General features: G+C 63.9%; 23 protein-coding genes. 14 read left to right on the plus strand and 9 right to left on the minus strand.

The features are described 5' to 3' along the window. Positions 1–3: 3 nt before the first annotated feature. Positions 4–1,983 carry a monovalent cation:proton antiporter family protein gene (locus tag AC1MGT_RS13280; protein ID WP_499500527.1) on the minus strand — a complete coding sequence of 660 codons (1,980 nt, stop codon included), beginning with the start codon at positions 1,981–1,983 and terminating at the stop codon, positions 4–6. Positions 1,984–2,092: 109 nt separating this feature from the next. On the opposite strand from AC1MGT_RS13280, the gene AC1MGT_RS13285 reads away from it, so the two are divergent. From AC1MGT_RS13285 to AC1MGT_RS13325, 9 genes are all read left to right on the plus strand, one after another. Further along, entirely contained in the window at positions 2,093–3,115 is a 1,023-nt protein-coding gene (locus tag AC1MGT_RS13285; protein WP_499500529.1) for a KpsF/GutQ family sugar-phosphate isomerase, read from the plus strand. Next, positions 3,115–3,651, plus strand: a complete 537-nt coding sequence (locus AC1MGT_RS13290) for a KdsC family phosphatase (protein WP_183554139.1) — start codon at positions 3,115–3,117, stop codon at positions 3,649–3,651. Before AC1MGT_RS13285 ends, AC1MGT_RS13290 begins: the two co-directional genes overlap by 1 nt. 5 nt (positions 3,652–3,656) lie before the next feature. Beyond that, the gene (gene lptC, locus AC1MGT_RS13295; RefSeq protein ID WP_183554137.1) at positions 3,657–4,262 is read left to right on the plus strand and encodes an LPS export ABC transporter periplasmic protein LptC; all 606 of its coding nucleotides are present in this window, start codon (positions 3,657–3,659) and stop codon (positions 4,260–4,262) included. Between the two features lie 45 nt (positions 4,263–4,307). Further along, entirely contained in the window at positions 4,308–4,856 is a 549-nt protein-coding gene (lptA, locus tag AC1MGT_RS13300; protein ID WP_343026501.1) for a lipopolysaccharide transport periplasmic protein LptA, read from the plus strand. Continuing rightward, positions 4,853–5,608: an LPS export ABC transporter ATP-binding protein gene (gene lptB, locus AC1MGT_RS13305; protein WP_183554134.1), complete on the plus strand. Its 756-nt coding sequence runs from the start codon at positions 4,853–4,855 to the stop codon at positions 5,606–5,608. Before lptA ends, lptB begins: the two co-directional genes overlap by 4 nt. A 14-nt stretch (positions 5,609–5,622) precedes the next feature. Then, positions 5,623–7,107 (plus strand): RNA polymerase factor sigma-54, encoded by a 1,485-nt coding sequence (locus tag AC1MGT_RS13310; RefSeq protein ID WP_499500532.1) that lies wholly within the window; start codon positions 5,623–5,625, stop codon positions 7,105–7,107. Between the two features lie 74 nt (positions 7,108–7,181). Then, on the plus strand, positions 7,182–7,538 hold the full coding sequence (gene hpf, locus AC1MGT_RS13315; protein ID WP_183554132.1) for a ribosome hibernation-promoting factor, HPF/YfiA family: 357 nt from the start codon (positions 7,182–7,184) through the stop codon (positions 7,536–7,538). 98 nt (positions 7,539–7,636) lie between these two features. Next, on the plus strand, positions 7,637–8,713 hold the full coding sequence (locus AC1MGT_RS13320) for an enoyl-CoA hydratase/isomerase family protein (RefSeq protein ID WP_499500534.1): 1,077 nt from the start codon (positions 7,637–7,639) through the stop codon (positions 8,711–8,713). An 84-nt stretch (positions 8,714–8,797) separates the two neighbouring features. Continuing rightward, complete coding sequence (locus tag AC1MGT_RS13325; protein ID WP_499500535.1) at positions 8,798–9,868, plus strand: DUF5694 domain-containing protein; 1,071 nt, start codon at positions 8,798–8,800, stop codon at positions 9,866–9,868. Positions 9,869–9,916: 48 nt separating this feature from the next. Here AC1MGT_RS13325 and AC1MGT_RS13330 read toward each other — a convergent pair whose 3' ends face one another. From AC1MGT_RS13330 to ilvA, 8 genes are all read right to left on the minus strand, one after another. After that, positions 9,917–10,300: a VapC toxin family PIN domain ribonuclease gene (locus AC1MGT_RS13330; RefSeq protein ID WP_499500537.1), complete on the minus strand. Its 384-nt coding sequence runs from the start codon at positions 10,298–10,300 to the stop codon at positions 9,917–9,919. Then, positions 10,297–10,500: a type II toxin-antitoxin system VapB family antitoxin gene (locus tag AC1MGT_RS13335; RefSeq protein WP_499504288.1), complete on the minus strand. Its 204-nt coding sequence runs from the start codon at positions 10,498–10,500 to the stop codon at positions 10,297–10,299. Before AC1MGT_RS13335 ends, AC1MGT_RS13330 begins: the two co-directional genes overlap by 4 nt. A gap of 69 nt (positions 10,501–10,569) precedes the next feature. Beyond that, positions 10,570–11,448, minus strand: coding sequence for an RNase adapter RapZ (rapZ, locus tag AC1MGT_RS13340; protein ID WP_499500538.1), 879 nt, complete (start codon positions 11,446–11,448; stop codon positions 10,570–10,572). A 59-nt stretch (positions 11,449–11,507) separates the two neighbouring features. Then, positions 11,508–12,443, minus strand: coding sequence for an HPr(Ser) kinase/phosphatase (gene hprK / locus AC1MGT_RS13345; protein ID WP_183554122.1), 936 nt, complete (start codon positions 12,441–12,443; stop codon positions 11,508–11,510). A 66-nt stretch (positions 12,444–12,509) separates the two neighbouring features. Further along, entirely contained in the window at positions 12,510–12,992 is a 483-nt protein-coding gene (locus tag AC1MGT_RS13350; protein ID WP_332530620.1) for a PTS sugar transporter subunit IIA, read from the minus strand. Positions 12,993–13,091: 99 nt separating this feature from the next. Further along, a complete protein-coding gene (locus tag AC1MGT_RS13355) occupies positions 13,092–13,427 on the minus strand; it encodes a hypothetical protein (RefSeq protein ID WP_499504362.1) in 336 nt (111 codons plus the stop codon). Next, positions 13,370–14,206, minus strand: coding sequence for an NADPH-dependent 7-cyano-7-deazaguanine reductase QueF (gene queF / locus AC1MGT_RS13360; RefSeq protein ID WP_499500540.1), 837 nt, complete (start codon positions 14,204–14,206; stop codon positions 13,370–13,372). Before queF ends, AC1MGT_RS13355 begins: the two co-directional genes overlap by 58 nt. A gap of 12 nt (positions 14,207–14,218) precedes the next feature. Continuing rightward, positions 14,219–15,757 (minus strand): threonine ammonia-lyase, biosynthetic, encoded by a 1,539-nt coding sequence (ilvA, locus tag AC1MGT_RS13365; protein ID WP_499500542.1) that lies wholly within the window; start codon positions 15,755–15,757, stop codon positions 14,219–14,221. Positions 15,758–15,940: 183 nt separating this feature from the next. Here ilvA and AC1MGT_RS13370 point away from each other — a divergent pair, with 183 nt between their 5' ends. The 5 genes from AC1MGT_RS13370 (at position 15,941) to AC1MGT_RS13390 (ending at position 22,034) form a co-directional block, all read left to right on the plus strand. Further along, entirely contained in the window at positions 15,941–16,444 is a 504-nt protein-coding gene (locus AC1MGT_RS13370) for a YqaA family protein (protein WP_258837230.1), read from the plus strand. Between the two features lie 16 nt (positions 16,445–16,460). Beyond that, positions 16,461–16,769, plus strand: a complete 309-nt coding sequence (locus AC1MGT_RS13375) for a DUF1272 domain-containing protein (protein WP_499500543.1) — start codon at positions 16,461–16,463, stop codon at positions 16,767–16,769. 31 nt (positions 16,770–16,800) lie between these two features. Next, complete coding sequence (locus tag AC1MGT_RS13380) at positions 16,801–17,373, plus strand: flavin reductase family protein (RefSeq protein WP_499500545.1); 573 nt, start codon at positions 16,801–16,803, stop codon at positions 17,371–17,373. A gap of 219 nt (positions 17,374–17,592) precedes the next feature. Then, positions 17,593–21,606, plus strand: coding sequence for a DUF3683 domain-containing protein (locus AC1MGT_RS13385; RefSeq protein ID WP_499500547.1), 4,014 nt, complete (start codon positions 17,593–17,595; stop codon positions 21,604–21,606). After that, on the plus strand, positions 21,603–22,034 hold the full coding sequence (locus tag AC1MGT_RS13390; protein WP_499500548.1) for an HIT family protein: 432 nt from the start codon (positions 21,603–21,605) through the stop codon (positions 22,032–22,034). The genes AC1MGT_RS13385 and AC1MGT_RS13390 overlap by 4 nt, the downstream gene beginning before the upstream one ends. Positions 22,035–22,036 lie beyond the last annotated feature (2 nt).

Here is a 22,036-nt window from a genome sequence, read left to right on the forward strand (position 1 = left end):
TGGCTACAGCAGCCGCTCCTCGGCGCGGCTGACCGCTTCGCTATCGCCGCGCAATACCACGACGTCGCCCGCCGCCAGCAGCACGGTCGGGCCGGGTGCGATATTCTGGCCGCCGCGCCGCAAGGCGGTTACTTCCACCGCCACGTCCTGCAGCTGCAACGCGTCCAGCGACAGGCCGATTGCCCCGGCCTGCGCGTGCAGGCGCACCGAATGCAGCTTCACCTGGCCATGTTCGAGGTCTGCGCCGCTGTCGTCCGCACCATGGAAGTAGCCGCGCAGCGTCGCGTAGCGGCCCTTGCGCGCCGCCTGCACGCGGTGCACCACGCGGCGCAGCGGCACGCCGAGCGTCACCAGCGCGTGCGAGGCGAGCATCAGGCTGCTCTCGAGCGCTTCGGGCACCACCTCGGTCGCGCCGGCTGCCTTGAGCACGTCCATGTCGCCGTCGTCGTGGCTGCGCACGATCACGGGCAGGGCGGGCGCCAGCTCGTGCACCAGATGCAGCACCTTCAGTGCCTGGCGCGTGTCGGCGAACGTGATCACCAGCGCGCTGGCGCGGTGTACGCCGGCTGCGATCAGGCTTTCGCGGCGCGCCGCATCGCCGTACGAGACCGACGCGCCGGCCGCCTGCGCCTTCTGCACCCGCTCTGGATCCAGGTCGAGTGCGTACCACGGCAAGGCTTCTTCTTTCAGCAGCGTGGCCAGGCTCTGGCCGCTGCGCCCGAAGCCGGCGATGATCACGTGCTTCTGGGTGGTCATGGTGCGCGTGGCCAGTTGGGTCAGTTGCAGCGACTGCATCATCCACTCGTTGGCCGCGACCTTCATCACGATCCGGTCCATGTAGCCGATGATGAAGGGCGCCAGCAGCATCGACAGCACCATCGAGGCCAGCACCAGCTGCATCACGAACGGGTCGATCAGCTTCGAGCCGGATGCATGGCTGAGCAGCACGAAGCTGAACTCACCGGCCTGCGCCAGCGCGAGACCCGTGCGCAGCGCGGTGCCCAGCGGCGCGCCGAAGGCGCGCGCCATCAGCACGATCAGGCCGGCCTTGAGCAGCACCACGAGCGCCAGCAGCAGCGTGACCTGCCACCAGTACTGGCTCACCAGGCGCAGGTCGAGCAGCATGCCGATCGTGATGAAGAACAGGCCAAGCAGCACGTCGCGAAACGGCTTGATGTCTTCTTCCACCTGGTGCTTGTAGGGCGTCTCGGAGATCAGCATGCCGGCGACAAAAGCGCCGAGCGCCAGCGACAGGCCGGCCTGCTCGGTGATCCAGGCCGAACCCAGTGTGACGAGCAGCAGGTTGAGCATGAACAGCTCTTGCGAGCGGCGCTTGGCCACGATCGTGAACCACCGCCCCATCAGCTTCTGGCCAAAGAACAGCAGCAGCGCCAGCACCAGGCCCGCCTTCAATGCGGCCAGGCCCAGCGTGATGGCCATGTCTTCGGGATCGCGCGCCAGCGCCGGGATCATGATCAACAGCGGCACCACCGCCAGGTCCTGGAACAGCAGGATGCCGATGATGCGCCGCCCATGTTCGCTCTCGAGCTCCAGGCGCTCGGTGAGCAGCTTGACGACGATCGCCGTGGACGACATGGCCAGCGCGCCGCCCAGCGCGAATGCGGCCTGCCAGGCCAGCGTCAGGTGGGGCATCAGGTAGGCCGCCAGCAGGCCGATGCCCATGGCCGCGGCCACCGTCGTCACCACCTGGCCGAGTCCCAGCCCGAACACGATGCGCCGCATCGAGCGCAGTTGCCCGAGCGAGAATTCGAGCCCGATCGAGAACATCAAGAAGACGATGCCGAATTCGCCCAGCGCATGGGTGGTGGGGCTGTCTTCGGCCAGGGCCAGGGCGTGGGGGCCGATCAGGACACCGACAGCCAGGTAGCCGAGCATCGGCGGCAGTTGCAGGGTGCGAAAGGCCACCACGCCGAGGACGGCGCAGCCAAGCAGCAACAGTGTGAGTTCGAGACCAGAATGCATGGGGTGAAGCGGGCGGTGGTTGTGGTGGCGATGCGCCGCGAGGCGTGCTTGTCATCGAATGTTACGACTGGCAAGTTTTTTGCTTTCGCAATTCGTTTATACTTCTGGAATGAGTGTAACTGATGACCAAATAATGCTGAAAAGTTTTGACGAAACCCTGGCGCAGCGCGTGCTGGAACTGGGTCGCCAGACGCTTGCCATCGAGGCCGACGCCATCGTGGCGCTGCACGCGCGCCTGGGCGACGACAGCAGCTTCGTCGACGCCGCGCAGTTGATTTATGCCGGCACCGGCCGCGTGGTCGTCTCGGGCATGGGCAAGTCGGGCCACATCGGCCGCAAGATCGCCGCCACGCTGTCGTCCACCGGTACGCCGGCGTTCTTCATGCATCCGGGCGAAGCGGCGCACGGCGACCTGGGCATGGTCACCGCGAATGACATCCTGATCGCCATTTCCAATTCGGGCGAATCGTCCGAACTGCTCGACATCCTGCCGGCTGTGAAGCGCCTGGGCGCGCGCGTGATCGCCATGACCGGCAAGCCGGCCTCGCGCCTGGCCAAGCTGGCCGATGTCCACCTGAACATCGCAGTGGCCAAAGAAGCCTGCACGCTCAACCTGGCGCCGACCACCAGCACCACCGTCACGCTGGCCATGGGCGACGCGCTGGCCGTGGCGCTGCTCGACGTACGGGGTTTTCGCGAGCAGGATTTCGCGCTGTCGCATCCGGGCGGCGCGCTGGGCCGGCGCCTGCTCACGCACGTGCGCGACGTGATGCGCACCGGTGACGCCATCCCGTCGGTGGGCCTGGATGTCCCGCTGGTCAAGGCGCTGCTCGAGATCAGCCAGAAGGGCATGGGCATGACCGCCGTGGTCGACGCGGATGGCCGCCCGCTGGGCGTGTTCACCGACGGCGACTTGCGCCGCGTGATCGAGCGCATGCACGATTTTTCGAACGTGCTGATTCGCGACGTCATGCACGCCAATCCGCGCAGCGTGCGCCCCGAGCAACTGGCGGTCGATGCGGTCGCCGTGATGGAAGAATTCCGCATCAACCAGATGCTCGTGATCGATGAGTCGGGCCAGTTGGTCGGCGCACTGCACATCCACGACCTGACCCGCGCAAAGGTGATTTGATGAACACTCCTGTATTGGCCCACATCGAGCGCGCCGCGCGCATCAAGGTCATGATCTTCGACGTCGACGGTGTGCTCACCGACGGCAGCCTGACCTACGGCCCCGATGGCGAAGTCACCAAGACCTTCAATGTGCTCGACGGCCTGGGCATCCAGATGCTGAATAAATCCGGCGTGCAGACCGCGATCATCAGTGCGCGTCTGTCGCCGATCGTCGTCCGGCGCGCCGCCGACCTGGGCATATCGCATGTCTACCAGGGCAACCACGACAAGCGCATCGGCTTTGCCAATCTGCTCGAGGCCACCGGCTTTACCGCCGACCAATGCGGCTACATCGGCGACGACGTGATCGACCTGCCGCTGTTCGCGCGCGTCGGCTTTGCCGTTGCCGTACCGTCCGGCCACCCGGACGTGCAGCACCGCGCGCATTACGTAACCAAGAACGGTGGCGGGCGCGGCGCGGTGCGCGAGATCTGCGACCTCGTCATGCGCGCACAGGGCACCTACGACCAGGCGCTCGCGCCGTATTTCGCCTGACCGCCATGGCCACGATCGCCTCCAACAAACGCACCGCGCATCGCTGGAATCTGCTGGCGATGATCGTGATCGGCGTGTTCTTCGCCTTCGGCAGCTTCTGGCTGCTGCAGCTGATGCAGGCGACCGACATCGATGCGCAGCTGGGCGGCCCGCCCGACGAGCCGGATTACATCGTCGAGAATTTCTCGTTCGTCCGCATGACGCCCAACGGCCAGCCGAGCTACGTGGTGTCGGGCAAGCGCCTGGCCCATATCCCGCTGGGCGATGTGTCGAACGTCGAACAGCCGCTGATGCGCGGCGTCGAGCCGGGCCGTCCTCCGATGACGGTGGTGGCCAAGAACGCGCGCATCTTCCACGAAGAACACCGCGTCGAACTGTTCGGCGACGTCGATCTGCAGCGCCCGAAGACGCCCGCCAGCGAAGCACTGCGCGTGCGCACGCAGGCCATGACCGTGTTGCCCGACGAAGAAATCGTCAAGACCGACCAGCCGATCGACATGGAGCTTGGCGCGTCCAGCCTCAAGGCCACCGGCATGATGGCCAACAACGCGACCATGCAGATGCAATTGTCCGGCCGCGGCCGTATCGTCTATCCGCCACGCCAGCGCTGAAGGCCATCAGCCATGCGCGCGTGCTAACCCAGGACCAGCACCATCATGAAAAAACTCTTTGCTGCCGCTTTCTTTTCACTCCTTTCCTTGACCGCCATGGCCGAAAAGGCCGACTCGCTCAAGCAGGCGGCGCTCGAATACGATAACGGCGACCTCGATGGCGTCGCGGGCGTACGCACCTTCACCGGCAACGTGATCCTGACCCGCGGCACGCTGCTGGTCAAGGCCGAACGCGCCGTCGTCAGGGAGACACCCGAAGGCTATATGAGCGTGACGCTCACCGCTGCCAACGGCAAGCCCGCCACGTTCCGTCAGAAGCGTGACGGCGGCCCGAACCTGTGGGTCGAAGGCCAGGCCGAACGCATCGAATACGATGAGCGTTCGGAGCTGGTGCGCCTGTACTCGAACGCCGTCGTCAAGGAACTCGAAAACGACCGGATGACCAACCAGATGACCGGTCCGTTCATCTCGTACGACAACCGCAAGGAAGTCGTCGCCGTGCGCAATGACGTCAGCGGCGAGAGCAAGGTTGGCGGCGGGCGCGGCACGCTGATCCTGGCGCCCAAGCGTGCGCCGGCCGGAGGCACGCAATGACGGAACTGAACGATCGCAGCACGCTGGTCGTCAAGGGCCTGCAGAAAAGCTATGGCAAGCGCCTGGTCGTGCGCGATGTGTCGCTCGATGTCGAATGCGGCGAAGTGGTGGGTTTGCTGGGCCCGAACGGCGCCGGCAAGACCACCTCGTTCTACATGATCGTCGGCCTGGTGCCGTCGGACGCCGGCTCGATCAGCATCAACGGCACCGACATCACCAGCCTGCCGATCCACCGCCGCGCAGTGCTCGGCCTGTCGTACCTGCCGCAGGAAGCGTCGGTGTTTCGCAAGCTGACGGTGGAAGAAAACATCCGCGCCGTGCTCGAACTGCAGAAGGTCAACGGCAAATCGCTCACCAAAACCGAGATCAGCGACCGCCTCGATACCTTGCTGGCCGACCTGCAGATCGAGAAGCTGCGCGAGAACCCGGCGCTGTCGTTGTCGGGCGGTGAGCGGCGCCGCGTGGAGATCGCGCGCGCACTGGCCACCAACCCGCGCTTCGTGCTGCTCGATGAACCGTTTGCCGGCGTCGATCCGATCGCCGTGATCGAGATCCAGCGCATCGTGCGCTTCCTCAAGGAGCGCAAGATCGGCGTCCTGATCACCGACCACAATGTCCGCGAGACGCTCGGCATCTGCGACCGCGCCTACATCATCAATCAGGGCGCGGTGCTTGCATCCGGCCGCCCCGACGATATCATCGCCGACGAATCGGTACGGCGCGTGTACCTCGGTGAACATTTCCGCATGTAAGCCATACTCAATTGATGAAACAGTCCCTTCAGCTCCGCACTTCGCAGCACCTGGCGCTCACGCCACAGCTGCAGCAATCCATCCGGTTGCTGCAGCTGTCGACGCTCGAACTGCATCAGGAGATCGAGCAGATATTGGGCGATAACCCGCTGCTCGAAAGGCTCGATGACCCGCTCGATCATTCGGTGCGCTTGCTGGCCGATGGGGCCATCAACAATGCGCCGGCACCGGGCGAGGCGCCGCCGGCGCCAGGCCAGCAGGCCGAGGGTGAAGGCAGCGCGCCGGCCGAGGGCGAGGGCGCTGAAGGCGGCGCGGTCGATGGCGAGCGGCCCGACAACGACTGGAGCGAAGGCAGTGGCGCGTCGTCCGGCAGCGCCAGCAGCGACGACGAAGACGGCCGCCCGCAGCTGGAGGCATGCGCCATCACGCTGCGCGAACACCTGATGGAACAGGTGCGCGAAACGCTGCTGTCAACGCGCGACCGCGCGCTGGCCGAACTGGTGATCGACGCGCTCGACGACAACGGCTACCTGGAAGAACCGCTCGACGACATCCACGCACGCCTGCCCGAAGAACTCGAGGTCGACCTCGACGAACTGCGCTGCGCGCTGGCGATGGTGCAGAGCATGGACCCGGTGGGCGTTGGCGCGCGCAGTGCGGCCGAATGCCTGGCGCTGCAGATCCGGCGCATGCCGGGCGTGCCGATGGTCACGCGCCGCATGGCCCTGAAGATCGTCGAAGGCTACCTGACCTGGTTCGCGCAGCGCGAATACAGCAAGCTGAAAAAAGCGCTCGATTGCGACGACGAAGACCTGCGCGAAGTGCAGGCCGTGGTCCGCCAGTGCAATCCGCATCCGGGCGCCGCGTTTGCGTCGAACGTGTCAGATTACGTGGTGCCGGACGTGATCGTGCGGCGCGCCAAGAACGGCTGGGCAGTCACGCTGAACCAGGACGTGATGCCGCGCCTGCGCGTCAACAGCCTGTACGCGACCATGCTCAAGCAGGGCCGCAGCGAGAGCCAGATGGGCGCGCAGATGCAAGAGGCGAAGTGGCTCATCAAGAATATGCGCCAGCGTTTCGACACGATCCTGCGTGTGGCCGAGGCGATTGTCGAGCGCCAGCGCAACTTTTTCAGCCATGGCGCGGTTGCCATGCGGCCCCTTGTTTTGCGTGAGATAGCTGATACACTAGGTCTGCACGAGAGCACGATCTCTCGTGTCACAACCCAGAAATACATGCTGACCCCGCACGGCATGTTCGAGTTGAAGTATTTCTTCGGTAGCCACGTTGCCACCGAAGCGGGCGGCGAAGCATCCTCAACGGCAATCCGTGCGCTCATCGCACAATTGACAGGAGCAGAAGACCCTAAGAATCCATTATCCGACAGCAAGATCGCGGAAATGCTCGGGGAACAAGGCATGGTCATTGCTCGCAGGACGGTCGCAAAATACCGTGAAGCGCTCAAGATCCCCCCCGTCAGTCTCCGCAAAGCCTTGTAACAACGCCGCTCATACAGTCTGTGCCTTCAGCTCCTGTGTGGTGCAAGCGACGTGACATCTTCAAAGGAGTGTGTATGAACCTCACCATCAGTGGTCACCATCTCGAAGTAACCCCTGCCATCCGTGAATACGTTCAGAATAAGCTGGAACGCATTATTCGCCATTTCGATCAAGTCATAGATACCCACGTCTTCCTGGCCGTCGATAACCTCACTGAAAAAGAAAAAAGGCAAAAAGCTGAAATCAATGTCCAGGTGTCGGGCAAGACCCTGCACGTGGCGAGCGTCGCGCAAGACCTGTATGCCGCGATCGACATGTTGATGGATAAACTGGATCGACAAATCCTGAAGCACAAGCAGATGCTCAAAGACCATAACCGCACAGCGATCAAACGCCTGGACGTCGACGAAGCAGACGTCGCTGCCGCCTGATCGAGCGCAGGTCACCACCGCCAGGGGCGTCTTTTCGGGACGCCCTTTTTGCATCCCGTTGCCGGTAAAATACGTGTTTCCTTTCGATGGATCACGCCATGTCCGAACACGTCCTGACCCGCATTGCCAACCGCACCGGCATCATCACCCTCGACCGGCCGAAGGCGCTCAATTCGCTGTCGCTGGACATGGTGCGCGCGCTGACCGCGATCCTTCTTGACTGGCAGTGTGACGCTGCCGTCGATGCCGTGGTGATCGCCAGCAGCAGCGAGAAAGCACTGTGCGCGGGCGGCGATATCCGCTTCTTCCACGAGGTCGGCAATGCCTCGCCACAAGGCGGCAGCGCACTGCTCGAGGATTTCTTCACCGAAGAATACGCGCTGAACCACCTGATCCATTTTTACCCGAAACCGTATATTGCGCTGATGGACGGCGTGGTCATGGGCGGCGGCATGGGCATCGCGCAGGGCGGGCCCGATTGCGGCCTGCGCATCGTCACCGAGCGCACGAAGATGGCAATGCCCGAGGTGAATATCGGCCTGTTCCCCGATGTCGGCGGCAGCCACTTTCTGTCGCACGCGCCGGGGCAGTTGGGGATGTTTCTGGGCTTGACCGGCCTGGCGATCGGCGCCGCCGACGCGCTGTACGTGGGCCTGGCCGACGTGTTCGTGCCGGGCGCCGACCTGGCGGCGTTGCACGCGCTGATCGAAGCGACGCCGGGCGCGGATCTGCCGGCGGCGATCCGCATGTTCGCCGTCCAGCATGCCGGCGAGAGCGAACTGCAGGCCAATCGCGCGCGCATCGATGCGCACTTTGGCGCGGACTCGGTGGCGGCGATCATGGCGTCGCTCGAGGGTGACGACACGCCGTTCGCGCAGAAGGCGTTGAATGCGATGCGTCAGCGCTCACCGTTGATGATGTGCGTGACGCGCGAGCTGCTGCTGCGCGGTGCATCGCTCGATGTCGCCGACTGCCTGCGCCTGGAGCGCTCGCTCGTGCGCCGCAACTTCGAGCATGGCGAGGTGCTCGAAGGCGTGCGCGCGCTCGTCATCGACAAGGACAATGCGCCGCAATGGAATCCGCCATCGCTCGACCTCGTGACCGATGCGATGGTGGCGCGCTTCTTTGTGCCGGTGTGGCCGGCGCATGCGCACCCGCTGCGGCATCTTGCGTAAGCATCTCCATGCATATCCGTTTGCGCGTGACTTTTCGTGCAGGCGGTGCAAACATCGTGGCTTCATGAACTGATGAGGACCCCGATGCGCATCACCGCCTTGCTGTTGTCGATGACGTTGTGCGGCAGCGCCGCCGCCCAGGCCTGGCAGCCTGACTTCAATGCGAGCGCATTCAAGGGGCCAGCGTCCGGCCCAGCCAACGAGGTGCTGGTATTAGGCTCGCCCCATTTGTCGCAATTGCCGAAGACCTTCCAGGCCGCCAGCCTGACGCTGTTGAACGAGCGCCTGGCCGCATGGAAGCCGCAGGCGATTGCGATCGAAGCGGTATCCGGGCCGCAGTGCGACCTCATGCGACGCTACCCGGCACGCTACAAGGATTCGATCGGTGCCTACTGCCGGGATACCGCACCGGCGCGGCTGGCCACGGGACTGGATGTCCCGGCGGCGACCGAGGCCGCTGAGGCTTTGCTGGCCGCCTGGCCCGCCGCGCCCACGCCCGCGCAGCGCCGGCGCCTTGCAGCACTGTTCTTTGCTGGCGGCGAGGATGCATCGGCGCTGGTCCAGTGGCTGCGCCTGCCCGAGGCCGAGCGCCGTGCTGGCGACGGCCTGGACGCTGCACTGGTCGGCGTACTCGTGAAGCTGGAAACCAAACGCGACGAAAGCCTGATGATCGGTGCGCGCCTGGCGGCCCGGCTCGGGCACGAGCGCCTGTACGCGATGGACGACCATACCGCTGACAGCGCGTCTGAAGACCAGAAGGCGCTTGGCGATGCGCTGATGACCGCGTGGGACAACCCAGCCCTCAAGCAGCGCATGGCAGTGGACAAGGCGCAGGAGGGCGGGCTGGCGAGTGCTGAAGGCGTGCTGGCAATGTACCGCGCCAGAAATGCGCCTGGCCAGGCGGCCCTGATTTACCACGGCGACTTCGGTGCGGCGCTTAATGAGCCGTCAGCGCAGCGCTTCGGCCGCCACTACGTGGGCTACTGGGAAACGCGCAACCTGCGCATGGCGGCCAATATCCGGGACGCGTTGGGATTGAGGCCGGGCCAGCGCATGCTGGTCATCGTCGGCGTGTCGCACAAGGGATATCTCGAATCGTATCTGCACCAGATGCATGATGTGCGGATCGTGGATGCGGCGCCGGTGCTGAGGTGACACAGGGCGACTTCGACTTCGTCAGTGTTGATGTATGGTCAGTGCAGTTTAATGTAATGCGGGCGTATAGACGACGGTGAAGCGCGTAGCCAGCTGTGCCAGCCGCTTGTCCCGCGTCCATAACTGTGAACCGGGTGTCAGCAAAGTGGAGGTCAGCAGTGCGAGATCGACCAGCCCGCATCCAAGCCCATACAGCTTTTCCCGCTCGACGAGTTCCCTGACTTCGGTCAGGCTGGCCTGTCGTGCTTGCCGCAGCAACGCGATATCGGCCAAAGTCCGTAAGCGCGGGGCAGGCGGCGTACCGCATGCCAGTTCCGCGACCACCATAGGGTAAGACAGCGCCAAGTCAAGGGATAGCAGATCCACCAGTGTTTCATTATGACGCTGGAAGTGATCGACCCACACTGACGTATCGACCAGAACAGCGTTCATCGCATCACATCAAGATGCCTGCGCGGGATCTCCGGCATATCAGGCGCCGCACCGCCCAGGGCCGCGAGGCGCTTGGCTGCCTGCACCCGAACAAAGGTCTTGACCGCTTCCCGGAATAGATCTGCTTTGTCCATCCCGGGGTCTGCCATCTCTAGCGCCTTGGCATACAGCTCATCGTCAATCGTCACTGTCGTTCGCATGATGTTCCCCGCATCAGAGATGCAATCATTCTGCGTCAATCGGCGATCTGCTGCAAGCGGCGGCAGGGCCTACGCCGCCGGATGCTTCGGCTGCTCGCGATGCCTGACAATCACGCGCTCGGTCGCGCCGAAGTGCGCGCCCAGGTGTTCGGCCATGTACACCGAACGATGCTGTCCGCCCGTGCAGCCGATCGCCACCGTCAGGTAGCTGCGATTGTCGGTTTTAAACGATGGCAGCCACTTGGCGACGAAGCCCTGGATGTCGGACAGCATCTCGACCGCGCTCGGTTGCGCGTCGAGGAAGGCGATCACGGGTGCATCCTTGCCGGTGAGCGGGCGCAGGGCCAGATCGTAGTAGGGATTCGGGATCGCGCGCACGTCGAACACGAAGTCGGCGTCGAGCGGCACGCCGACCTTGAAGGCGAACGACTCGAAGAACAGCGTCAGCGGCGCATGGTCGATCTCGGCGAGTTCCTTGATCCAGCCGCGCAGTTTGTTGGACGAGAGCTCGGACGTGTCGATCACGTGGCCCAGGTTCTCGATTGACGACAGGCGCTCGCGTTCTTCGGCGATGCACTCAATCAGGGTGCGGCGCGATGCCGGGTTTTCGCCTGGACGCAGTTCGTGCGACAGCGGATGGCTGCGGCGCGTCTCGGAAAAACGCGCCACGAGCGAATGGGTGCTCGCTGTCAGGAATATGACCTTGACCGAGTGGCCGTCCTCGCGCAGGCGCCGCACGCTCACGGGCAGTTCGGCCAGCGATTCGGCGCTGCGCGCATCGACTGCGACGGCGATCTTGCCGCCACCGCTTTCGCTGACGGTATTGACGAGGGCCGTCAGCAGGGCCGGCGGCAGGTTGTCGACGCAGTAGTAACCGGCGTCTTCCAGGACATTCAGGGCCACGGATTTACCCGAGCCGGAAATTCCGGTGATGAGGACGATGTGCATAGGGGCGATGATACCGCAAGCGCCGGTCAGCCGTACACCCGCGGGCCGCGGGCACCGGGTCAGTCGGCGCTCATGGCCTGGCGCTGGCGCTCCATGAATTCCTGCAGCGTGTCGATCCCGCGCAGTTGCAGGATTGTGTTGCGCACGGCGGCTTCCAGCAGCACGGCGATGTTGCGGCCGGCTGCCACCGGGATGACGACCTTGCGGATCGGCAGGCCCAGCACGTCTTCGGTCGGGAAATGGAAGGGCAGGCGCTCGACTTCTTCATCGAGCGCGCCGCGCTTGACCAGGTGGACGATGAGTTTCAGGCGCATCTTGCGGCGCACCGCCGTCTCGCCGAAGATCGCCTTGATGTCCAGCAGGCCCAGGCCACGCACCTCAAGCAGGTTTTGCAGCAGCGGCGGGCAGCGGCCTTCGATCATGTTCGGCGCGATGCGCGAGAATTCCACCGCATCGTCTGCCACCAGGCCGTGCGAACGCGAAATCAGTTCCAGGCCCAGTTCGCTTTTGCCCAGGCCGGATTCGCCGGTGATCAACACGCCCACGCCCAGCACGTCCATGAACACGCCATGCATGATCACGCGCTGGGCCAGTTTCTTGGACAGGTACACGCGCAGGAAGTCGATTACCTGCGCTGCCGGCAGCGGCGTGGAAAACAGCGGGATGTTCTGCTCGTCGCAGATCGCGAGGATGTCGGGCGGCGTTTCGAGACCCTGCGCGATGATCAGCGCCGGCGGGCCGCCGCCGATCAGTTCGCCAATCACGTGGGTGCGCGAATTGGCTTTCAGGCGGTGGTAGTAATTGAGTTCCTGGTGCCCGAAAACCTGGATGCGGCCCGGGTGGATCAGGTTCAGGTGGCCGACCTGGTCGGCGGCCGACGCGGCGTCGCCGGCGATTTGGCGTTCGCCGCCGGGAAAGCCCGCAAACCAGCCGAGCTGCAGGCTGTCGCGGTTATCGTCATACAGCCGTTGAATGGTCAGCGGGGACTGCAGCATGGGCATCGTCTTCGTCACAAAAAAAGGCGCGCGACATGATTGCCGCGCGTTGCAGTGACGTGAAGTTTAACCCAGAGCTTGCAGGCTGGGTTGCCAGTTGATAATGCGCTCGTGGACGGCTTTCGGATCGGGGTCAGTCGCCAACGCAGTGCGGATGGCTTCGTCCGAGAACAGCTCGGCGATTTCGGACAGGATCTCGAGGTGCTGCTGCGTGACGTGGTCCGGGATCAGCAGGAAGAACAGCAGGCTCACCGGCTGACCATCGGGCGACTCGAACGGAATCGGTTCCTTCAGGCGCACGAACGCGGCCAGGGGTGCCTTCAGGCTCTTGCTGCCCTTGATGCGGCCATGGGGGACGGCCACGCCGTGGCCGAGGCCGGTAGAGCCGAGACGCTCACGTGCGAACAGGTTGTCGGACACAATCGAACGGGCAATACCGCAATTGTTCTCGAAGATCAGGCCGGCTTGCTCGAAGGCGCGCTTTTTGCTCGACACTTCAATGTCGAGTTGGACGTTTTCGAGAGAAAGGATTTTGCTTAAATTGGTCATAACGTGGGGTGCGTGGCACAAGTGCGCAGCACAAGTGGCGTGCTTGCGAGCACGGATTATAGGCCTGTTTTATGGCCGGGACACTCGAAATCGCGAGCGTCAGGCCAGTTGGCGGGACGGTCGCACGATACCCGTCGAAACAGGGCAGCAGCGGCGTTGATTCAGGTTAACGCCACCACGCAATTTTTTTAACAAATCGCAGAACGCAGCCGGTAAATACACGCTTGCGCTGAGATTGGCCGATTTTTGCACGAGTTCTGCTGAAAAAACAAGCAGTTTCAGTAGTGCATCATGCCGGGCGTGATGCCAGGCCCGGCGCACGGCTGTCGCCAAAAACGTACAGGCGTGCGAGTCGCATCCTGTCAGAAATGCGATATTTACTGGCGCGCGCCACGCAGATTGGGCGGTTTTCCGGTGGAGAAATTGGCGCGCCATGGGTTGATATCCAGGCCGCCGCGCCGGGTGTAGCGGGCATACACGGCCAGTTTGGTCGGCTTGCACTGGCGCAGCACGTCCATGAAGATACGCTCGACACACTGTTCATGAAACTCGTTGTGTTCGCGAAAGCCGATCAGGTACTTCAGCAAGCCTTCCTGGTCGATCTGCGGGCCGACATAGCGGATCTGCACCGTGCCCCAGTCCGGCTGGCCGGTGACCAGGCAGTTCGACTTGAGCAGGTGCGACACCAGCGTTTCTTCGACTTGCCCGTTCTCGTGGTCCGCGCTGAGCAGTTCCGGGGACGGTGAATAGCCGTCGATCTCGACATCCAGGCGATCCAGCAGCACGCCGTCGAGTTCGCCCATCTTGATCGCGCCGAACGCTTCCGGGCTGGTCAGCGTGACGTGGACCGGCGCACCGAAGCCGTCCGACAGATCATCGCGTAGCAGGGCCAGCAGGGCGTCCGGACCGGCCAGGCGGGTCTGGTTGAACGAGTTCAGGTACAGCTTGAACGATTTCGATTCGACGATGTTCGGCGAATCGGCCGGGACCGTGATCGTCGCAATCGCCACCTGCGGCTTGCCGCGCATGTTCAGCCACGACAGTTCGTACGCATTCCAGATGTCGACACCGAAGAACGGCATGGTGCCGGCATCCGCAAACAGGCCGAGCTCATCGCGCTTTTGCTGGCGCGCGATCGGGAACAGCAGCTCGGGCGCGTACTGGCTCTGGTAGGCGGAGGATTTGCCGAGGGGCGATTGATCAGGTGTATTCATGGAGATGGGGCGTCAGGCGCCCAAGAACAATTTATAGACGGGATTGCTGCTTTCGTCCCAGTAACGGTAACCGAGCGACGCCAGGAATTGCCGGAACTCGGCCATTTCGGTCGGCGGCACTTGCAGCCCCACGAGAATGCGGCCCACATCGCCACCCTGGTTGCGGTAGTGAAACAGCGAGATATTCCAGTTCGGCGCCATGCTGTCCAGGAAGCGCATCAGCGCGCCCGGCCGTTCAGGGAACTCGAAACGATACAGCAATTCATCGTGGGCCAGCGAACTTTTGCCGCCCACCAAGTGGCGGATATGCAGCTTGGCCAGCTCGTCGCCGGTTAGGTCGAGCGTCTTGTAGCCATGCTCTTCGAACGTACGCGCCAGCAGCCCGGACTCGCTGCGGCTGCCCACCTGCACGCCAACGAACACATGCGCTTCGCTGGCATCGCTGATGCGGTAATTGAATTCGGTCACGTTGCGTGGCCCGACCAGTCCGCAGAAGCGGCGGAAGCTCCCGCGCTGCTCGGGCACGGTCACGGCAAACACCGCTTCGCGCGATTCGCCCAGCTCAGCGCGCTCGGCAACGAAGCGCAGGCGATCGAAGTTCATGTTGGCGCCGCAGGCCACGGCCACCAGCGTTTCACCCTTGACCGGCTCGCGGTCCATCTGCGAGCGTTCGATATACGCCTTGGCGCCGGCGATGGCCAGCGCGCCGGCCGGCTCGAGAATGCTGCGCGTGTCCTGGAACACGTCCTGGATCGCGGCGCAGATCGCGTCGGTGTCGACCAGGATGATCTCGTCGACCACCATCTGGGCGACGCGGAAGGTTTCTTCGCCCACCAGGCGCACCGCGGTGCCGTCGGAAAACAGGCCGACATCGTTCAGCGTCACGCGGTGGCCGGCCTTCAGGCTGCGCGCCATCGCGTCCGAATCGAGCGTTTGCACGCCAATGATCTTGATGTCAGGGCGAATTTCCTTGACGTAGGCGCCAATGCCCGCGATCAGGCCGCCACCGCCGATGGCAACGAAGATCGCGTGGATCGGGCCGGAATGCTGGCGCAGGATTTCCATGCCGATCGTGCCCTGGCCGGCGATCACGTCCGGATCGTCGAACGGGTGGACGAAGGTCATGCGCTGTTCTTTTTCCAGCAGCAGGGCGTGGTTGTAGGCGTCGGTGTACGAGTCGCCGTGCAGCACGATCTCGACGCTGGCGCCGCCGCGCGCCTTGACAGCATCGATCTTGACGCCTGGCGTGGTCGTGGGCATCACGATCAGCGCGCGGCAGCCGAGGCGGCAGGCCGACAGGGCCACGCCCTGGGCATGGTTGCCGGCCGAGGCGCAGATCACGCCGCGGGCGCGCTGCTCGGGCGTCAGGTTGGCCATCTTGTTGTAGGCGCCGCGCAGCTTGAAGCTGAACACGCTCTGCATGTCCTCGCGCTTGAAATAGATGCGGTTGCCCATGCGCGCGGACAGCGTGGGGGCCAGATCGAGGGGCGTTTGTTCGGCAACGTCATAGACGCGCGCGGTCAGGATTTTTTTGAGATAGTCGGTAGTCATGGTCGAAACACAAGGGTCAGGCCAATGCGGCTGGCGGGACGGACGACGCAAACTGTTCCGCTAGGGTGGGTGACCGTGGCGCGCAGTACGATCCGGCGCGCTGGGTGACAGGCGATCGTATCGTGTCGTGACGAAAGTTCTGGACCATTATAATGGACGCCTATTTCCCTCGCCTAAGCTCGCATGATCGAAACCGCTGTTCAATGGCTGCTTGACCTTGTTGCGGCGCCGACTGTCGGGCTGACCTCCGTCTTCATCATCAGTTTTATTTCCGCCACGCTGCTGCCGCTCGGTTCAGAGCCGGCCGTGTTTGCGGTGATCAAGGCCAATCCCGCGCTGTTCTGGCCGGCGATCCTGGTCGCCACCATTGGCAATACGCTGGGCGGCGCGGTCGATTATTTCCTTGGCTACCGCGCCAAGGTGGCGTTTGCGAAAGAGCGCCAGAGCCGCTGGTTCGGCTGGCTCAAGCGCTACGGTGCCAAAACGATGCTGCTGTCGTGGCTGCCAGGCGTGGGCGATCCGCTGTGTACGCTGGCCGGCTGGCTGCACCTGCCGTTCTGGCCGAGCCTGATGTATATGGCGATCGGCAAGTTCGCGCGCTACCTGACCATGACGCTGGCGCTGCTGTACGTGCCGGACAGTTTCTGGAAGTCGCTCGGCGACATGCTGACGCGCATTACCGGATAGACCGAAGGAGTTTGCCATGCTTGAACTGCGTCCCACCTGCGAACACTGCAACGTCGCGCTGCCACCGGCATCGGAACAGGCGCGCATCTGCTCGTACGAATGCACGTTTTGCGCCAGCTGCGTCGATACCATTTTGCTGGACGTGTGCCCGAACTGCGGCGGCGGCTTCGTGCCGCGGCCGATCCGGCCCGCGCAGGATCGCAAGGATGGCAATTACCTGGCCAACGACCCGGCCGGCACGACCGTGAAGCACCGTCCCATCGATCCGGCCGCGCACGCCGCCTTCGCCGCGACGCTCACGGATATCCCGCCGGCGCAGCGCTGACTGCCTGCGCAATCAATTTAAGGACTCCGGCATGACCGACCGCGTTCCCGTACCTCTGGCCAAAGCCTATCGCCTGATGAACCATGGCCCGACGGTCCTGGTGTCCAGTCGCCACGGCGACGCCGTCAATGTGATGGCGGCCGCCTGGTCGATGCCGCTCGACTTCGATCCGCCCAAGGTGGCGGTGGTGATCGACAAGAACACACTCACCCGCAGCATGATCGAGGCATCCGGCGAATTCGCGCTGAACGTGCCGTCGCGCGAGCTGGCGCGCCTGACCCTGCAGGTGGGTTCGACGTCGGGCCGAGAGGTGGACAAGTTCGCGGCTTTCAATGCCGGCGCCTGGACCGGCGAACAGGTCGGTGCGCCGCTGCTCCACGGCTGCCTGGCCTGGCTCGAGTGCCGCGTACTCCCCGAACCGCATATCCAGGACACGTATGACCTGTTCCTGGGCGAAGTCGTGGCGGCCTGGGCCGATCCGGCGGTGTTTGCCGACGGGCACTGGAATATGGCAGCGGGTGGCAAGAAGAGCATCCATTATGTGGCTGGTGGGCATTTCTTCGAAACCGGCGAGGCCTTCGAGGTGCCGGACATGACGCGATAGCGGTGCAAACCAGGCCGGACGACATATGTCATTCCCGGCGTCGTGCTTGATAAATACCGTGCGCCCGCGCCCGTGGGTGAATAATGTTTGCATATCCGACACAGTATGAATATTTTGTTGCGTCGGGCGCAACGGCGGACGGGGCTGCCCCAAGCGTGGTGCAACGCAATACGATAGAATGAACGTCCTTCGGGCCTGTCCGACTGTCGACGAGTATTCATGAACGCCCCCGCACACATCCATACCCTGCTAGCCGATAACGCCCCCGCGCGCCTGCGCGAGATTCCGTACAACTACACCTCGTTCTCGGACCGCGAAATCGTGATCCGGCTGCTCGGTGAGTCGTCGTGGGAGTTGCTTGACAGCTTGCGCGGCGCCCGCCAGACCGGCCGCTCGGCGCGCATGCTATACGAGGTGCTGGGCGACATCTGGGTCGTGCGGCGCAATCCGTACCTGCAGGACGACATGCTGGACAACCCGAAGCGCCGGGCCAACCTGATCGAGGCGCTGCACCACCGCCTGGCCGAAGTCGACAAGCGCCGCACGACAGTCGACGCGCAGGATGACGGCGACCCGGCCGTGGCCGCAACGCGCAGCCGCGCCGTCGAGCAGTTGCTGGCCAGCGCGCGCCGCGCGGTCGACGACTTCGGTCGCGAATTCTCCGAAACGTACGACCTGCGCAAGCGCGCCCTGAAGGTGCTGGGCGCGTACACCGACAAGCGCAATATCCGTTTCGACGGCATGCACCGCATCTCGCACGTGACCGACGCCACCGACTGGCGTGTCGAGTATCCGTTCCTGGTGCTGGTGCCGGACACCGAAGACGAGATGGCTGGCCTGGTCAAGGGCTGCATCGAGCTCGGGCTGACGATCATCCCGCGCGGCGGCGGCACCGGCTACACGGGCGGTGCGATTCCGCTCACGCCCATGTCGGCCGTGATCAACACCGAAAAACTGATCGGCATCGGCGAAGTCGAAATGACCGCCATGCCGGGCCTGGACCGCGAATACGCGACCATCCATACCTATGCGGGCGTGGTCACGCAGCGCGTGTCGCAGGCGGCCGAGAAGGCCGGCTTCGTGTTCGCGGTCGATCCGACGTCGGCGCACGCATCGTGCGTGGGCGGCAATATCGCGATGAACGCGGGCGGCAAGAAGGCCGTGTTGTGGGGCACTGCGCTCGACAACCTGGCCTCGTGGCGCATGGTCGACCCCAACGGCGACTGGCTCGATGTCACGCGCATTGCGCACAACCTGGGCAAGATCCACGATGCGCCGCAGGCTGAATTTTTGCTGGAATGGACGCACCCGTCGGTCAAGGGCGCACCGAAAGGCGCGCCGTTCCGCACCGAGACGCTGACCATCGACGGCAAGCGGTTCCGCAAGGAAGGCCTGGGCAAGGACGTTACCGACAAATTCCTTTCCGGCCTGCCGGGCATCCAGAAAGAGGGCACCGATGGCCTGATCACGTCGGGCCGCTGGATCCTGCACAAGATGCCGAAGTTCACGCGCACCGTGGCCCTCGAATTCTTTGGCCAGGCGCGCGATGCGATTCCGTCGATCGTCGAGATCACGAATTACCTCAACGGCTTGCCGAAGAACGGCGACCCCGCCTTTTCCACGCTGCGCCTGGCGGGCCTGGAGCACCTGGACGAGCGCTACCTGCGCGCGGTCGGTTATGCTACCAAATCGAAGCGCGGCGTGCTGCCGAAGATGGCGCTGTTCGGCGACATCGTCGGCGACGACGAAAACGCGGTGGCGCTGGCTGCCTCCGAAGTCGTGCGTATCGCGAACACCCGCGTGGGCGAAGGCTTTGTCGCCGTCAGCCCCGAAGCGCGCAAGAAGTTCTGGCTCGACCGCGCCCGCACGGCGGCCATCGCGCGCCACACCAACGCCTTCAAGATCAATGAAGACGTGGTCATTCCGCTGCCGCGCATGGGCGAATACACCGACGGCATCGAGCGCATCAACGTCGAGCTGTCAATCAAGAACAAGCTGCAGCTGGCCGACGGTCTGCGCAACTACCTGGCGAGCGACCATCTGCCGCTGGCCAAGAGCGACGATGCCAGCAGCGGCGAAGGCGTCGAGCGCGACGAAATCATGGGCGACCGCCCGCTGCAGGCACGCGCGCTGGTCGACCTGGTGACCAAGCGCTGGAGCTTCATCCTGGCCAATCTGGATGCGCCGCTGGTCGACGTGCGAGAGCAGCTCGAATCGCTTGGGCTCGATCATTTGTCGGCCGCCTTCGATGCGCGCCTGGCGATCCAGCCCGATGCACGCCTGTTCGACCTGGTGCAGGACCACACGGTGCGCATCTCCTGGAAGCAGGAGCTACGTTCCCCGCTGCGCCAGATCTTCAACGGCAGCGCCTACACCTGCATCCTCGACGAGAGCACGGCGATCCACAAGCGCATCCTGCGTTCGCGCGTGTTTGTCGCACTGCACATGCACGCCGGCGACGGCAACGTCCACACCAACCTGCCGGTGAACTCGGACGACTACGACATGCTGCAGGATGCGCACAAGGCGGTCGAGCGCATCATGAAGCTGGCGCGTTCGCTCGACGGCGTGATCTCGGGCGAACACGGGATCGGCATCACCAAGCTCGAATTCCTGAAGGACGAAGAAATCCAGGAATTCCGCGACTATAAAATCCGCGTCGATCCGGAAGGGCGCTTCAACAAGGGCAAGCTGCTCAATCTTGAGGGTGCCCACGCCGACCTGCGCAACGCTTACACGCCGTCGTTCGGCCTGATGGGCCACGAGTCGCTGATCATGCAGCAAAGCGATATCGGCGAGATCGCCCACAGCATCAAGGACTGCCTGCGCTGCGGCAAGTGCAAGCCCGTCTGCACGACCCACGTGCCGCAGGCGAACCTTCTGTATTCGCCGCGCGACAAGATCCTGGCCACGTCGGCGCTGATCGAAGCGTTCCTGTACGAAGAGCAGACCCGCCGCGGTGTCTCGATCCGGCACTGGGAAGAATTCGAGGACGTCTCGGACCACTGCACCGTGTGCCACAAGTGCGTCACACCATGCCCGGTGAATATCGACTTCGGCGATGTGTCGATGAACATGCGTAACCTGCTGCGCAAGATGGACAAGCGCAGCTTCAAGCCGGCCAACCGCGCGGCGATGTTCTTCCTGAATGCCACCGATCCGACCACCATCAATGCGACGCGCAAGGTGATGGTCGACTTCGGCTTCAAGGCGCAGCGCTTCGGCAACCGCATGCTCAAGGGCTTTGCCAAGCCGCAGCTGGCGGCGCCCGCGCCGACGACCGGCAAGGCGCCCGTGCGCGAGCAGGTCATCCACTTCATCAACAAGAAGATGCCAGGGAACCTGCCGAAGAAAACGGCGCGCGCCTTGCTCGATATCGAAGACGACAAGATCGTCCCGATCATCCGCAATCCCAAGAAGACCAATGCCGACACCGAGGCCGTGTTCTACTTCCCGGGCTGCGGGTCCGAGCGCCTGTTCTCGCAGGTGGGCCTGGCCACGCAGGCGATGCTGTGGGAAGTGGGCGTGCAGACCGTGCTGCCGCCGGGCTACCTGTGCTGCGGTTATCCGCAGCGCGGCGCCGGCCAGTTCGACAAGGCCGAGAAGATGGTAACGGACAACCGCGTGCTGTTCCACCGGATGGCCAACACGCTCAACTACCTCGACATCAAGACGGTGCTGGTCTCGTGCGGCACCTGCTATGACCAGCTCGCGACGTACCAGTTCGAGAAGATCTTCCCGGGCTGCCGCATCATGGACATCCATGAATACCTGCTCGAAAAAGGCGTCAAGCTCGAAGGCGTGAACGGCACCCGCTACATGTACCACGAGCCGTGCCACACGCCGATGAAGCTGCAGGATTCGATCAAGACGGTCAACGCGCTGGTGTCGACGGTGGACAACGTGAAGATCGAGAAGAACGACCGCTGCTGCGGCGAGTCGGGCACGTTTGCCGTCTCGCGGCCGGACATCGCGACCCAGGTCCGTTCGCGCAAGGAAGGCGAGATGGTCAAGGGCGCCGACAAGCTGCGCGAAGATGGCTTCAAGGGCGACGTCAAGATTCTCACCAGCTGCCCGTCGTGCCTGCAGGGCTTGAGCCGCTACAACGACGATTCGGGCACCACGGCCGACTACATCGTCGTCGAAATCGCCAAGCATCTGCTGGGCGAGAACTGGCTGCCCGAGTACGTCGCACGCGCCAATGCGGGCGGCATCGAGCGGGTGCTGGTATGACGGCGCTGCGCGAACCGGGTTGCGAGCTGTGCGACCTGTCGCTGCCGGTCGTCTGGACCGGCGAGAAGTTCAGCGTCATCGTCGTCGACGACGCCAATTATCCCGGCTTTTGCCGCGTGATCTGGCACGACCATGTGCGCGAGATGAGCGACCTGTCGGCGGATGACCGCTTCTTGATCAACGACGCCGTGTTCCAGGTAGAGACGGCGGTGCGCGAGGTGATGCAGCCATTGAAGGTCAATGTGGCCAGCCTCGGCAACGTGGTGCCGCACCTGCACTGGCACATCATCCCGCGCTACGCCGACGATGCGCACTTCCCGGCGCCTGTATGGGCGCAGGCGGTGCGTGCGACGGAACCTGCTATCCTCGCGGCGCGTCGTGCGCTGCACGACCAATTGGGCGCTGCCATCGCGCGCCGTTTTTCCTGATA

The sequence above is a fragment of the Telluria sp. BA11 genome, assembly GCF_056680305.1.